The organism is Aestuariivirga sp. (genome assembly GCF_044239095.1).
Classification (GTDB): domain Bacteria; phylum Pseudomonadota; class Alphaproteobacteria; order Rhizobiales; family Aestuariivirgaceae; genus Aestuariivirga.
In genome coordinates this window covers 1-15212 of record NZ_JBIICB010000083.1, presented here as the reverse complement: position 1 = coordinate 15212, position 15212 = coordinate 1, and the positions used below count along the sequence as shown (strand labels likewise).

The 15212-nt window shown below is 60.9% G+C and carries 7 protein-coding genes and 3 pseudogenes; 4 read left to right on the top strand and 6 right to left on the bottom strand.

All coding sequences use genetic code 11. The features are described 5' to 3' along the window. Window positions 1-284, top strand: a pseudogene (locus ACILRA_RS09720) (hypothetical protein); the annotation flags it as partial. Between the two features lie 10 nt (window positions 285-294). On the opposite strand, the pseudogene ACILRA_RS09715 reads toward ACILRA_RS09720, so the two are convergent. The 6 genes and pseudogenes from ACILRA_RS09715 to pks2 form a co-directional block, all read right to left on the bottom strand. Continuing rightward, a pseudogene (locus tag ACILRA_RS09715) lies at window positions 295-561 on the bottom strand (IS481 family transposase); the annotation flags it as partial. A 298-nt stretch (window positions 562-859) separates the two neighbouring features. Beyond that, complete coding sequence (locus ACILRA_RS09710; RefSeq protein WP_395661905.1) at window positions 860-1936, bottom strand: lysophospholipid acyltransferase family protein; 1077 nt, start codon at window positions 1934-1936, stop codon at window positions 860-862. A gap of 313 nt (window positions 1937-2249) precedes the next feature. Further along, window positions 2250-3605 carry an IS1380 family transposase gene (locus ACILRA_RS09705; protein ID WP_395661904.1) on the bottom strand — a complete coding sequence of 452 codons (1356 nt, stop codon included), beginning with the start codon at window positions 3603-3605 and terminating at the stop codon, window positions 2250-2252. A 51-nt stretch (window positions 3606-3656) separates the two neighbouring features. Next, window positions 3657-3884 (bottom strand): annotated as a pseudogene (locus ACILRA_RS09700) (GIY-YIG nuclease family protein); the annotation flags it as partial. A gap of 756 nt (window positions 3885-4640) precedes the next feature. After that, window positions 4641-5993 (bottom strand): condensation domain-containing protein, encoded by a 1353-nt coding sequence (locus ACILRA_RS09695; protein ID WP_395661903.1) that lies wholly within the window; start codon window positions 5991-5993, stop codon window positions 4641-4643. A gap of 61 nt (window positions 5994-6054) precedes the next feature. Next, entirely contained in the window at window positions 6055-12330 is a 6276-nt protein-coding gene (pks2, locus tag ACILRA_RS09690; protein WP_395661902.1) for a sulfolipid-1 biosynthesis phthioceranic/hydroxyphthioceranic acid synthase, read from the bottom strand. Window positions 12331-12765: 435 nt separating this feature from the next. On the opposite strand from pks2, the gene ACILRA_RS09685 reads away from it, so the two are divergent. The 3 genes from ACILRA_RS09685 to ACILRA_RS09675 form a co-directional block, all read left to right on the top strand. Then, a complete protein-coding gene (locus tag ACILRA_RS09685; RefSeq protein WP_395661901.1) occupies window positions 12766-14193 on the top strand; it encodes a trehalose-6-phosphate synthase in 1428 nt (475 codons plus the stop codon). After that, window positions 14190-15002, top strand: a complete 813-nt coding sequence (otsB, locus tag ACILRA_RS09680; RefSeq protein WP_395661900.1) for a trehalose-phosphatase — start codon at window positions 14190-14192, stop codon at window positions 15000-15002. Before ACILRA_RS09685 ends, otsB begins: the two co-directional genes overlap by 4 nt. Continuing rightward, window positions 14999-15212: hypothetical protein (locus tag ACILRA_RS09675; RefSeq protein ID WP_395661899.1), on the top strand; the 214-nt coding region annotated here is incomplete at its 3' end. The genes otsB and ACILRA_RS09675, both read left to right, overlap by 4 nt.

Below are 15212 nucleotides of genomic sequence, written 5' to 3'. Positions count from 1 at the left end.
GCTTCGTGTCCGAAGAACTCGACAAACTCCTGGGCGCGGAGCAGGTCGATGGGTTGACCGATCCGGATGAAGTGCCCGAGGTGCCAGAGCATCCGGTGACCCGACCGGGCGATCTTTGGATCCTCGGCGATCACCGCGTACTGTGCGATGATGCCACTGTGATGACCGATGTCCAGGAACTGATGGGCGGTCAGCTGGCGGACATGAGTTTTTGCGACGCACCCTATAACGTCGACTATGGCAACAGCGCCAAGGACAAGATGAGCGCGTTAGGTTCGGAATGATCGCCTGCTATGCATACAGGCAATCATCAAGGGGTAGGAGAGTATGTCGGCGGAACGCCACGATGATCGCCTCCTCTTCGACCGTAAGAACTGTCGATTTTGGGTCCTTGGGGCCTGTCCGCTCGTCGGCGAGAGAGTTGCGATTGCGCCACTTGGCCACCGTCTTTGGATTGATGCCGTAGCGCTTCGCCAGAGCCCTCAGGCTCTCTTGACTATGCTGTATCGATCGACGGACCGCCTTAGTCGTGGTGGCGCTCCCATGAAGAACCGGGCCCATAATGTTTCCTTCCATTCCTGACTGAAGATTGCACCATCAAACCCTGGGATCAAACATCTAGAGCATCGGTAGCTAAGTTGGAATCGAAGGAGATTCCCCCAGCGGGTTGGATCAGGGAAGAAGAGGGCTTGACAATTCAGGGCCCGTTACAGAAGCCCGATCTATTCATTAAAGTCCAGTTGATCAGTAGACTGACGATGTGTGTTTTCTATGGCCAAAACCAGTACTCGCCGTTAAACTGTCATTTTTCGCAACCGGCAGGAATTGCAGTCGGCCGATCTCAACAACGCGCAGGACTTCAACTGAGGCGAGCGGCAATCTCGAGGTCCGTTCTGGAGGCACCCAAGGCTTCAATTGCTAAGGCGACCGGTTCGTCGTCTGGTGGCGAGTCATCAAGAAGTTGAAGGAGATCGCAATACCGCCGTTCGGCGACCGCGCGGTACGGATCGTTGGGAATCGGATGCCAGAGCCAGTAAGCCTGCGGCTGCGCGGCCGTGAACCCCGTGATATGGTCGCCTAGCCTCTGCGTGAAGTCCGAAGCGGCGTCGTGCCCGAGAGATGCGCTATAGTCGATGGGGTCGAGAACCGTCATCGAAAAGCCGACCTCGTCGCGGCGGGAGGCGAACCCCGGCATCACGAGTGTTCCCGACTGAGCATACTTGGCGGGTCCGGGCGGAAAGTTGAATTTGTCACCGTAGAGATTGATCCGAATGCCCGGGAACCGGGAGCTGGGGTAGACATCGACCACCATGCAGACGACGGTGTTCTCGCGGAGGGCCTTCGTAATCTCGGAACTAGTAGTCCTTCGCCCGAACGGAATGGGCATGCCACGTGTAGCCTGACGACCTCGGTAAATCCACTGTTCAACAGGCGTTGGCGTGTCGCTGATTGTGTAGACGAAAGCTACCTTGAAGCCTCGGTCGCTGAGATGTGCGGCGAATAGCTCGACGCTGCCGATGTGGGGTACCGCGAGGATGCAGCCGTTTCGCGATTTCGATACTGCGCGCTCGAGACGCGCCACATCGTCATTCGGCAAATCGGCTTCCAAGTTCAACGCGCTCCGTCGGTCGCGCTGTAGGTTGTCGAGATCGAAGAGGATCGTAACCCACGCAGCCAGGCCGTCGATGACGTCGGCCGTGGTGGCCGTCCCGCCGCGGATGAGGCTCTGACGCAGGAACATGTCTCTGGACATGGTGCTGGGCTGGCTGGTGATCACTTCGGCGATATTGTGCGCCACGACTGCCTGTCGTGTCACCGGCACAACAGGTGCCAGACGTTGCACAAGGGTTACGACCGCCGCCTGAATGTCTCCGGCACTCCTGGGAAACGACGACATCTGTTTCGAGGCGGGAAAAGCCGGGATTGTGACCGTCACGTTGACGCTCGAAGATTGTGCTGTTCCTGTAGCGCCTCGGGAAACCGGTTCCGACAGGCTTGGGCCCTGGTCCGTCGGGCCTTGCCCCTTAGTCGACATTCCCCAAGTGGCCTACCGTTTGACGGCGAAATTGCTTGATTGTGCCAGCTGAGCAAGCGTTTTTCGCCGTAAGCAGCGTCTGCGCTCGTGCAAGCGAACGGAGTTGGGCGGATCAAGCCGCGAACCCGCAGCATCCTGGCCCAGTGAGCCCGTTTTTCAGCGCGGCGGACTGACCTGTCGAGCCGCTTTGGTTCAGTTTGGGCTCGGATGGTGGTCACGCGCATAGCGGCGGCGCTCGCAGCCGATGGATGGCGGCAAGGATGGCCCGTACCATCGGACCGGTGACCGCGACTTCGGCCAACTGGAAGGTGATGGCGCGGGCGTGGCGCACGACGCGAGCGCCGATCTTGATTAGCTTGAGCTGAAGGCTGATCAACGACCAGTCGGCCATGGCTTCGGGCAGTTCGATGCAGCACAGGAAGGTGGCCAGGTTATAGGCCAAAGCGTGCAGTTGCAGCCGCAACTCGTTGTCGCGGAACCGCCGGCACGATAGCCGCGTCCAGTGGAAGGCGCACTTACCTTCCTTGATGTGCTGCTCGGCAGTGCCGCGCTGGCTATAGAAGCGGACCACCCAGTCGGGTTCCATCGGCAGGTTGGTGAAGATGAAGCCCACGCGGGGGAACAGCTCGCCCGAATGCCACTCGATCTTGGCTATCACACGGCGCTCCTCGTCCCAGCTTTGCGCCTGATAGTCGAAGTCCTCGAAGAACCGCTTGACCTTAGTTAGCGACGGCCGCCCTGCCGGTCGCGTCAGCCGGTGCGCGATCTTCTCGCGCAGGACGCTGTTGGCGGGCAGCCGGATGGCGTAGAAATGGCCCGCCTCTTCCAGTCTTTCGTAGATCGTTGGGATCGCAAAGGCGGCGTCGGCCCGGAAGAAGCGGCCCCCAAGGTCGCGGCCAGCATAGCGGGCGATGACCGGATCGAGGACGCCCCGCCAGCCGTCAGCGCTTTGGACGTTGCCATGCCGCAGGGCACAACGTTCCAGCATGCCGAACTGGTTGAACAGGAAATTCGGGTGATAACAGGTGCAGTCGAAATGGCCGGTCCAGGCGGATCCTTCCTGATCGCCATGGGTGGGGCTGACCGAGCTGTCCATTTCCAGCACAATATACTTCAGGCCATTGCGATCATGAAGCCGGTCAATCCATTGCCCGTTCAGATCGGCCAGCGCCGCCCGGTTCTCGGAAAGGGCCAGCGTCTCGGTCTCGAACCGCCCCATCTGCGATGCCGAGGCTGCCTGCGCATCGACGGCACGGCCACCGACAACCTGGAGCATCACTGGATCAAGGGCGAGACGGTCGGCGTCGTTGACATCCTCGTAGCCAGCGAGCGGCCCATAGACGGCTTGCCGGAATAGCCCATCAAGCCGATGGACGGTGTTCTTGCCTGGGCGACTGTCGCGCAAGACATCGGACGCGAGGTCCGACTGCCCGAGCGTGTCATCCAACTCGCGCATCACCAGGAGACCGCCGTCGGAACTGAGTTGCGTGCCACGAAACTCCAGCCGCACCCGGCGGTCAAAACCAAGCCGCCCATCACCCGTTTCGCTTGCACCCTCTGGGTGATCCATAATCCGCCACCTTCAGTCCGATTATGCTGACATATAACACGTTACTGGCAATCAGAGGTGCGAAAACGTCAAGTTATTTGGGAAATGTGGGTTCAGGTGCCACTCCCGGCTCATGGCAGCGGCCCGGGTTTCAAGCTTTTCGACATAGAGAAGCTCCCATGACAGACCTCTCGTCGATCTGGCGCCAGTGCCGGAATTGTGTTGCGCAAGCCGCCGCTCGGGATCGAGCGTCCAGCCAACATAGGTCCGGTTCCCACGCCGGGTCTTGGCGCCGATGACATAGACGAAACCGGTCTTTGGGGTGGCGTTCTGCCTCCCTTGCGGTGGCTCATCAGCGGACCACGCCGCCGGGCGGCCATGTTTTCGATCAGCCTGCGGATGCCACGCTCATCTATGTCTGCTGGATCGTACGGCTTACCATACCATTCGATCATCCTCTTGTGCTCGGGGTGGCGCGGTTTTCTGCTGTCTCGTGCCGGTCTGCGCATCGTCTGCCTCCCTTGTTGGAGCCATGAATGCTTCACCTTTCGCGGAAGACTAGCGGAATAGTCTTGCAATCCTATTGTTTCTGAACAGTCTGGCGGAGGCCGGGAGACATGGCAGAACATGCTGGCCTGATCCCCATCGGCCAGGCGGCACGGTTGCTGATGATCTCGGAGGAGCGCATCCGGCAGCTGGTGAAGCAGGGATTTCATCCCCAAGCCGGAGAAGCGCGGCTTCGTGCAGCTTGTGGGTGCTGTGCAGGGATATCTGCGCTACCTCAAGGACGATGAGCGCCGTTCGGCAAAGTCGGCGGCAGACACGGGCGCACCTGATATCGTGTCGTCTACTATGGGCGCGGCTGACTGGCCGCTGTCCTTCTTGCCGGCGCCCTTTGTCCACGGACCAGGTGGTCGACTTTTACGCCGCCCCGTGGCCTAATTGTGCTTCAGCGTTAACACAGCTACGGTGACCAAGAATTCACCCTTCTTCAAGTCACCCGGTTTGTCTCACAAGTGCTGATGCTGGACAGCCAAGGGGTGGTGCAATAGTCAGTCACCCCGGCGTTTGGCGCAGGGTGCCGGCAAGAGGGATAGCGGCTGCCTCCCGGCACATGCTCGCAAGCGCATCGACATAGCGCAGCATCGAAGAACGGGCCGTCACGTTTGCAGGATAGGCGGCCGTCAGCGTGAGGCCCCGCTGTGTGCGGAAGAACCAGAGCGCAACTTGCGCCACCATGCCTTGGTTGATGTAGACTTGCCCCCTCGCCTGATGCCAGCTCTGCGCAATATGCGCGCTGAGCGGAGGCAGATTCGCATCCATGTAGGAGACCATCACTCCACCCGTTGCGGCGGGCCGTATTTCAGGCAAAGCAGCGGCAAGCTCAAGCACACGTTCAATGGGCATGTTCGCCAAGTGCAACCGCTCGTCGAATATGTGCTGGGCGCTCACGGCAAGTTGTGCGAACGACTTATTGCCAAACTCGAAGTCGATCGGCACCACGCCCACGCACCAGCCTGACGTGCGGAAAGCGTCGGGCGATTTTCGCGTCGTCGTCGGCGTGACGACACTGTAGCGCAGGGTCCCTGCGAGGTCGCGCTCGGTCAAGGCGGCGCAGGCCAGCAGGCCACCGATAACCCGCGCGCCCGACGCGTGGCACGCGGCTTCGAAGTTGGCCACCCCGGCCGCTTCCAGAATGTCTAGGTTCACGTATTCGGCTAGGCAGCGATCGTCCAGAACCCCCAGTGGAAGCGGGAACGGGGGCATCCGACCGCCATTGCGTGCAAGGAATGCAACCCACTCCTCCACTTCAGGATCGGTGAGCGCTGCTGCATCTGTCCTCAGGCGCTGGCTAACGCAATAGTCCAGATAACGACCGGGTGACGCGTGGCGCGGCGGGGCCTCCCCATCGAGCGCGGCACGATACCCTGCGTGGACCTCCTCCATCAAGAACGCCATGACGGTCGCATCAGCATGCAAATGGTCGACGCTCACGAAGCAGGTGAAGCCGTCCGCACGCTGAAGGATGCCAAAGCGGAAGCAGTCCCATGTAAAGGGTGAAGGGGTCTCCATGACATGCTGCTGCCACTCCTCGGCACTCACCTCACCAATCGTCATTGGCTCCAGCTTAATGATGGCAGGATCGGTGAGTACATGGCGCAACATGGCGTCGCCCCGTTCCTCGAACCAGCTGTGATACGTATCGTGCCGACGCAGATGCGCCGTCACCACATGGCTCATTGCGCGCAGGTCGCACTGGCCGGGTTCCTCCCAGACGACGATCAGCAGCCGTGCCAGTTCCTCTTGCCGCCGCTCACAGGCGCGAAAGGCGCGAAGATGCTGTTCCTGTTCATAGCTCGGTGGTATAGATGACACTGGTGCGGAGTGCGCGCTGTCGATAGACCTCATCGACGGCTTCCAGAGAGTCAATACCGCGGGAGCGCCTGACCAATGTTGTAGCGGGCGCAGATCAGCCATAAAGGGAGCCGCCACCCGGCTGGGGTGCGCCGAGCGCCACGCTCAAGGTGTCGGCGAGTGCGCGCACGGTCGTGACATCGGCGGCGCTGACCCTTATTCCGGTTGCAGTCTCAAGCGCCGTTAGCAACTGCAGAGTCCCGAGTGAGTCGAGGCCATAGTCGAATAGAGGCCGGTCCGGATTGACACTGCGACGCAGGATGACACCCAGGTGCTCGATTACCAGACGACGCAGCAGAGCTGGCCATTCATTCTCCGATATGCGTTGCAGTTCGCCCCGCAGGCTGCGCACAGGATTTCCGGTCACTGCCGTCGCCTGTGAAAGGCCCGCGCCAAATGGACTACGCGCGGCAAGTGCCGCGAGCCATGGTGCCCGATCGAGGGGAGTATAAGCAGCATAGCCGCGATCGTACCGGAGCAGCGCATCGAAGGCGTAAGCACCTTCGCGGGGTAGGATCATGCGCGCTTCGCCGCGCGTCGCGAGATGCGCCCCAGCACCAATATCAGCCCAAGCGGCCCACGCGATCGCGGATGAAGGCAGTCCCTGGGCGCGCCGCCACTGCGTGAATGTGTCAAGCCAGCTGTTGGCGGCAGCGTAGGCTGTCTGGCCGGGAGAGCCAAACAGCGCCGCGACCGAGGAGAAGCAACAAAACCAGTCGAGTTTCTCCCGCCGCGTCGCCTCATGCAGATGCCATGCGCCATCCACCTTGGGCGCCCAGTTCTGGTGCAGCAGATCATTGGAGACTGACGACACGATGCCGTCCTCGACGACAGCTGCAGCATGCAGTACACCACGTAACCTTATACCCGTCGCTGTGGCGGCTTCAACGAGACGCCGCGCAGTTGTTGGCTGAGCTATGTCGCCATCAACCACCTCGACCTCGGTACCGCGCGCGCGCATCACGTCCAGCGCCCGCCGGACGGCGTCATTGGGTGTAGAACGGGCGTTGAGGATCAGGCGACCACAGTCCGCCGCGGACATCACATCAGCGACAAACAGGCCAAGCCCACCAGTCCCACCGGTGATGATGTAAGCGCCGTCACGCATGAACGGCGTGCAGGCCTCTGCCGCGATCGGTGCATGGAGGCGGCCGGTCTCCTGAACGGTGAACACCAGCTTACCGATATGGCCAGCGCCGCTGACAGTGCGAATGGCAGACGCAACGTCAGCAAGCGGATTGACAGCAATGTTGGGCAAGGTCAAATGCCGCTCGCCAGTTAGGCGCATCACTCGTGCCAGCAGCGCCTGCAGGCGCTCCGGGTCTGTGCTGCACATCAGCGCCAGATCGACAGCGAAGAACGACAGGTTTCGCCTGAACGGGAACAGTCCCAGCCAGGACTCACCATAGATGTCTTTCTTCCCGATCTCGACAAAGCGGCCACCCGGCGCGAGAAGTTCGAGGCCTGCGCGTTGCGAGGCGCCCGTGAGTGAGTTGAGGACGATGTCAACACCATAACCCGCCGTATCCTGCCGTATCTGCTCAGCGAATGCCGCGGAGCGGGAATTGTATACATGACTGAAGCCGATTGCGTGCAGCCACTCCCGCCGCGCCTCTGATCCTGCCGTCACAAAAACATCAGCGCCGGCCGCGCGCGCGATCGACATGGCCGCCTGACCGACCCCGCCAGTCGCAGAGTGAATAAGCACCTTATCGCCACGCTTGATCCGCGACAGGTCCTCGAGCCCATACAGAGCTGTGGCAGTCGTGGTAAGGATGGCGGCCGCCTCGATATCGGTGAGCGTATCGGGTACGGGAGTGACCAGCCGCGCATCGCATGTGAGATAAGTGCCCCAGGCGCCTCCAGCGCACAGACCGGCCACGCGGTCGCCGATATGAACCGCCGAGACCCCCGGCCCGACGGCGGTAACGACCCCAGCAAAGTCCAGTCCAAGTCCCTGCACGCGTCCATCGTACGAGGGGTAGCGGCCAAGGGCCACGAGCACATCGGCGAAATTCAGGCTCGAGGCATGGATCGCAACCTCCACTTCACCCGCAGCCGGCGTGCGCCGTCCAAACGCCACCATCTCAAGGCTCTGCAAGTCTCCGGGCGAGCGGATTTCCATGCGAAAGCCGTCGCGCGCCGGATTGCATTCCTTCATATGGCGATCAACATGGCCAAGCGGGCTTCGTTGCAACCTCGCGACATATGCTTGCCCATCGCGCAATGCTGTCTCGTCTTCCTCTGAACCACTCACCAGTTGGCTCATCAATGCGGAAACGTCAGCCAACTGATCAAGGTCGATCTGCGTGGGATGAAGCACCGGAAATTCAGCCCCAAGGGCTCGCAGAAATCCACGCACACCGCCATGAGCGACATAGACCTCATCATCTGGATGAACGCGTTGAGCGAGGTGGGTGATGACAAAGAGGCGGGGGCGCCGCTCACCGTTCGCCAGAACCTTGGCAATATGAATCAGACTTTCGACATGCTCTCGTGCCGCGTCTGGAGATGCAGGCTCGCCACCGCACGGCAAGAAAACCACAACTGAATTAGGCATGTCCCGATGCACAGCGTCTTCAAAGGACCCCCGCCAAGTATCAGGCTTAACTGAACCGCCGCTGTTGATGACTTGTGTTCTGAACCCCTGCCCGTGCAAATGCGTTGCGGCCTCCTCCGCCATCGGATTCCCAGCATCACTTGCATCAAGTAGCAGCCAGGCACCATCGGCAGGCTTGGCCTTGGCGGGCGGAATGTCCCATGGCTCCCAGGTGATACCAAGCAGTCGTGAATTGCAGACTGCGGCATCGGCATCCTGACCGGCCGCGCCGCTTCCCATGACCAACCCATGGACACTGAGCAGAACACGGCCGGAGGCATCAAGTATTTCGATGTCGGCCTGCACCTGCAGCGGGCCGATCGAAACGAGCCGCGTAACGCAGTGTGCGGCATCTGTCGCTGTATGATGGAGCCGTAGGCTTTCCAAAGAGAGCGGCAGCAGCATGCGCCCTTCCGTTCCGGAAGAGACTGCGGCGAACGCGCCAACCGTCTGAAAACACGCATCAAGTACCACAGGATGCACAATGTAGTTCCGCACGTCCTGCCTCAACGCCCTGGGCAGTTGAAAATCCGCGAGAAGCGATACACCGTCGGCGGATACTGCAACGCTAGGCGCCAGCGCACGGAACGACGACCCAAACTGAATGCCACGCGATGCAAACCACTGCCAGACGTCTTCGGTCAAGACAGCCGTAGAATAAGACTCGCGAAGCGCGGGGATGTCGTATGCGACTGCTGGCTGTTCCAGCGCAGCCACGAGGAGCCGGGCGCTGGCGTGGACCTGCGCCTCACCGTTGGCCTGGCTCTCAATCCTGAAGCGCAACTCGCCTTGCTGGTCCAGCACCGCAGCGCCGACCACGGGCGTTGAGGGTTCCAGCCGCAACGCGTGTTCAAACCTTATAGCCTGAACCTCGGTACGTGGCGTGCCAAGCGCCGTACGCGCCGCAGCAAGGGCCATTTCGCAGAAGCCAGCACCCGGAAAAAGGGCTACGCTGTTCACCTTGTGATCAGTAAGCCAAGGGTGAGTGCCGAGGCCAACTTCCGATGCCCAGACATGGCGTTCCGGTTCCTCGCGCAGGACGCGGTAAACGTTGAGAAACGGATGCGCCGATGCAACATGATGCATGCCTGTGGCGGACGTGGAGGGCACGAGAAACAGCGGATAGTTAGTCCACACGGGTAGCGGAAGGTCAACTAAAGCGCCAACCGGATGAAGGGCGCCAAAATCGATCGCCGATCCGCTGGCGTAAATTGCGCCAACTAGGTCCAGCAGTCCGTGCGGCAAAAGCTCTCCGCGCTTCACGGATGGCAGCACGCGGACCGAGAGGTTCATCGCGGCCGCATTCTGCATCACTGCACGGGTCACGATCGGGTGCGGCGACACTTCAACAAACACACGATGTCCATCTTCCAGTGCCGCTTGCACTGCAGGACGGAAGCGTACCGTATGGCGAAGATTCTCGATCCAGTAGGCGCCATCGCAGACAGGAACCTCCCGCGAGTCGAGCAACGTGGTGGAGTAGAACGGGGTATGCGCCGTCCGGGCGGTTATGCCCGCAAGGCGCCGCGTCAGCTCCGAGAGGATCGGCTCGACCTGAGATGTGTGTGAGGCGACATCGACTGCCACTTCGCGCGCGAACACGCCGGCTGCCTGCCATGCTGCGACGAGGCGCTGCACTGCCTCAACTGCGCCTCCGACGACAGTTGACGATGGGGCCGCCAACACCGCGACCTCGACACCTTCAGTCTGTCGCGACAACAGTTTCTCGCGAACCTCTGCCGTCGACAGCTCAACAACGGCCATCGCGCCGAGGCCTGCAATCTTGCCGCACAGCATCGCACGATGGCAAATGACTTGCACGCCGTCCTCGAGGGAAAGCGCCCCCGCTACCACTGCTGCTGATACCTCTCCCATCGAATGGCCGATCACCGCCGACGGTACGACACCCTGCGCCCTCAGAGATGCCGCCAGCGCAACCTGCATGGCGAAGATGGCGGGTTGAATGTGATCAATGCCTCCAAGTGCGTCGGGCAAGCGCAGGGTGTCAGTCACCGAAAAGCCGCCAATTTCCTGAATCAATGGCTCAATTTGGGCAACTACTCCGGCGAAGACTGGGTCGGTGTCGAGTAGCGCAGTGCCCATCGCGCTCCACTGAGAGCCCTGTCCCGAAAAAACGAAGACCGGCCCACGGCCATCATGATCGATCGGCTCTGCGTCGACATCAGTTTCTGTGCCAAGGTTGCGGAACTGGGCAGACGCTTCTTCGAGTGTCGCTGCGATGACAGCAAGCCGGAAGGGCCGGTGCCCCCGGCGGCAGGCAAGTGTGTGCGCAACATCAACGGAGTGCTGATGATTGGCGTGTGCATCCAGCCAGCATGCGAGGCGTTTGGCTGACATGCGAAGCGCCTCTGGCGAGGTCGCAGAAAGTGGGAAAAGTCGCGCTGGCTCGCGTACAGGCGCATGCACTGCCCTGGCACGCGTGCCTGAAACCGGAGGGGCCTGCTCGAGGACTACGTGCGCGTTGGTGCCGGACATGCCGTAGGAAGACACGGCAGCCCGGCGCAGACCATCTCCGCTTGCCTTGGGCCAGGGAGTTGTTTGGATCGGAACGAAGAGCTTTGTCTCGATAGTCTGAAGATGCGCAGGAAATTGTTGGAAATGAATCGAACGCGGTATGACGCCGTGTGACAGCGCCAGAACCGCCTTGATCAAGCCAAGAACGCCCGCAGCAGATTCAGTATGTCCCAGGTTGCTTTTGAGAGAGCCGAGCGCGCATGGCTGCTGGCGTCCATAGTGTGTCGAGAGGCTGTTGAACTCCTCGGTATCACCTACCGGCGTTCCGGTGCCGTGTGCCTCAACCATACCAATCGTGGAAGGGTCCACCTGCGCTTCAGCCAGAGCGCGCTCGATCACAGCGATCTGAGCCGTGCGTGATGGGGCGAGGATGTTGCGCGTGCGTCCATCCTGATTAACTGCGCTGCCGCGAATCACGGCCAGAATGCGATCGTTGTCGTGCAGCGCGTCGCTCAACCGCTTGAGCATCACGACGCCACAGCCTTCTGCGCGCACAAATCCATCGGCTCGAACGTCAAACGCGTGGCATCGCCCTGTGGGTGACAGCATGCCAAGGCCGGATGCGGCCGCAAACGTCGACGGAGAGAACATCAACATCACACCGCCTGCGAATGCCACCCGACACTCATCCGCCAGCAGGCTTCGTCGTGCCGCGTGCACGGCGACGAGACTGGACGAGCAAGCCGTATCCATCGAAATGGCTGGCCCTTTGAGGCCCATCGCGTGCGCAACGCGCCCCGACGCCATGCTGAAGGGCGTTCCTGTGAAACTGTATGCCCGGCCCAACGCGCCTGCATCCCTCGTAACCTGCATGTAATCCTGATGCGAAAGACCGAAGAAAACACCCGTATCGCTGCCAAGCAGGCTCCGCGGGTCTCGCCCCGAATGCTCTGCGGCTTCCCATGCCACTTCGAGCAGCAATCGATGCTGCGGGTCCATCGCTAGAGCATCGGGCTCGCTGATGCCGAAGAAGGGAAAGTCAAAACCCGCCGGGTCATCAAGGAAGGCGCCCCATCGCGAGACTGACCTGCCCGGCACCCCAGGCGTGGCATCATAATGGTCGTCGGCGTTCCAACGCTGCCGGGGGATTTCGGTGACGAAATCTGTACCGCGCAGTAGGGAGTCCCAAAGGGCATCCGGCGAATCGATATGTCCCGGCAACCTGCATCCGATGCCGACTACAGCGATAGCAGTCACAATGAGCGAACCTCTCCCGATACACCTGAAATGGTATCTCACTCCCGCTCAAAGCGGCAAGGTATACAATTGTTCGAGTGTAAGTAGCGCAAAAGCGTTTGGTCCGGAAGAGAACGGTTTGTCATCACTCACCAAACATGACGCAATTTTAGGTTATAGAATCAACTATTTCAACAAGCCCTACATCTCGTCTTTAGTCAGGCTGGTTGTCTTTCCAAATGCGTTTGCAGTAGAGAGAGTATAATCTAGAGTATCAGCGAGTTTACACTAGTCACAGCGTCGGTAAGAGACCAAAATGAAGTTGTTTTTTAGGCTGGCAATAATCGCAGGCCCTATGGAGTCCATTGTCATTCCCGCAGACCTTTCAATGGGTGCGTGCTGAGCCCGGCTCACACAACTAGGCTACACGACCGTAACGTCGGGAGTATCGCCTCGATGATACGCGGTGCTTCGGCGCACGCCGTGAACACATTCATTGTCGCCAACCGGCTTCCAGTCGAATACCACGCGGTCGCAGGATGGAGGACTTCTCCTGGCGGGCTCGTCAGCGCGCTCGAGCCCGCCCTGCAAGACCTGAACGCAGTCTGGGTGGGGTGGTGCGGTAGCCCAACGCCTGATGACAGTCGCGGATCGAGGCCAACGCGGCCACCACACTCGGCTAACATCGCCATGATTGAGATACCATTGAACCAGAGTGAAGTGAGTTGCTTCTACGATGGCGTTTGCAATTCCGCATTCTGGCCACTCTACCACGATTCCGTCACTTCCCCGATCTTCCGTGACGACGACTTCGAGGTGTACCACAGGATCAACCAACGCTTCGCCAGTTGCGTGGCCAGCAACGCACCGCATGGAGCACTGGTGTGGGTGCATGACTATCAGTTGCAACTGGTACCGGCTCTTCTACGCGCGATGAGGCCCGACGTGAGCATCGGTTTCTTCCTGCACGTGCCATTTCCTGCGGCCGCGGAGTTCGACATGCTGCCATGGAAGGACAGCGTGCTGCGCGGGCTAATCGGAGCCGACCTGATAGGCTTCCAGACCGCATCCTCCGCGGGGCATTTCATCGAAGAGGCATGCCGGCGCTTGCCGGCTACAAGAAGCGATCAGGGCCTTGTGCTGGAGGACTCCAAAGGTTCCAGAGGCGTGACTGTCGATGTGTTTCCAATCGGACCGGATACTGGGCGTTTTTCCGCTCTGGCCGCCACCCCTGCCGTGCGCGAAGCAGCGGTGACCATCCGTGCAAATTTTGGCTCGCAGGAACTTATTTTGCTTGGCGTCGATAGGCTCGACTATACGAAAGGCATCGACCTGCGCATCCGCGCGGTGACGGACATGCTCAAGAGCAGTGAATTCCGGGACCGCAACATCCAGTTTATCCAGGTAGCAGTGCCGAGCCGTAGCGAATTGGCGGTGTATCAGCAACTGCGCGTCAAGGTGGAAGAGACGTTGCGGCAGGCCAATGAAGAGCTTGCCGCGCTTGGCCTCTTGCCGATTCATTACATCTACGAAACGCTTGCGGTGGAGCAAGTCGTGGCGCTGTATCTCGCCGCTGACATCATGCTCGTCACTTCGCTGGCCGACGGAATGAACCTTGTCAGCAAGGAGTATGTCACCTGCCGCGAGGATGGAACGGGCCGTTTGGTTCTCAGCCGGGCGGCGGGTGCCGCGGCCCAGCTGGGCGACGCCTGGCTGGTCGATCCGGGCGATTGCGATGATCTGAAGCGGGGAATCGCTGAAGCCATCCTCGCCGGAGCAGATGAAGCGCGCGCGCGCATGGGTCGACTGCGCCGGGCCGTATTCAACGCTGACGCAAGGCAGTGGACCGAATCGTTCCTCACCCGTCTGCGCGAAGCCCGATGAAACTTCTTCTGCCGCAGGCATTATCCCGACGGCTGACGTCACTTGGAGCGGCACGTCATCTTCTTGTTTGTTCGGACTATGACGGAACACTGGCGCCGCTGGCGCCACGCCCGGAACAAGCGCGCCTGCTGCCGGGCGCCTTCAGGCTCCTCTATCAGCTGGCGCGCATGCCCGGCACGCGCGTCGCCATCATCTCGGGCCGCTCGCGCGATGATCTGCGCACGCATACGGACCTTGAAGATCCCATTTTGCTGGTCGGCTCGCATGGAGCGGAATTACCGGGCTTCACCGCCGGAGGCGGCGCGGAAGAACAGTCTCGGCTCGGCGGGCTCGAAGCAGCCCTAGCTGGCATCTGCGCGCAGTCTGTCGGGGCATGGCTTGAGCGCAAGCCTCTGGGCATCGCGGTGCATGTGCGCGAGGCCGACCCAGCGGACGCCGCGCGGGTGCTGGCGTCGGTACGTGGCGGGCCAGCCCGATGGCCCGCATTGCACGTCACAGAGGGCAAGGCCGTCATCGAGCTCTCACTGTCACAATGTGGCAAGGGTGACGCGGTGCGCTGGCTTCACAATGATTGGGGCTGCGATCCACTGGTGCTCTATCTTGGCGACGATGTGACGGACGAGAACGCCTTCGTAGCACTGGGTCCGAATGATGTCGGCGTCAAGGTGGGCACTGGCCCCACGCGCGCACTGTACCGGGTGGCGTCGGAGCAGGGGGCGCTGGGCAGCCTTGCCTTCTTGTGGAAGCGCCGCGCCTTGATGGCTGGCGGCCACGCCGCGCGGGAACAAGCCTGCGGGGCGGACGCATGAGCGGCGCGGCGGCTGGGCCGCGCCCTGATGCGGACGACGTTCTGTGTTACATTGACCAAGGTTGGTTCAATATACTGCGTGCTTTGGGGCGCGTACCGTTACTGCAGCTTACGTGGGTCTACCCGCATCCGCTTGATGAGGTCGCGGTGAAACAGTTCAATGAGCACCTCGCACAGGGGCTTCTTGGTCGCGTGTTGCAGCGTTCACCGT

Excerpts from the sequence above, each read along its gene's own strand:
- ACILRA_RS09685 (WP_395661901.1), top strand. The coding sequence starts at position 12,766 with ATGATACGCGGTGCTTCGGCGCACGCCGTGAACACATTCATTGTCGCC.
- otsB (WP_395661900.1), top strand. The coding sequence starts at position 14,190 with ATGAAACTTCTTCTGCCGCAGGCATTATCCCGACGGCTGACGTCACTT.
- ACILRA_RS09705 (WP_395661904.1), bottom strand. The coding sequence starts at position 3,605 with ATGGATCACCCAGAGGGTGCAAGCGAAACGGGTGATGGGCGGCTTGGT.
- ACILRA_RS09695 (WP_395661903.1), bottom strand. The coding sequence starts at position 5,993 with ATGAGGTCTATCGACAGCGCGCACTCCGCACCAGTGTCATCTATACCA.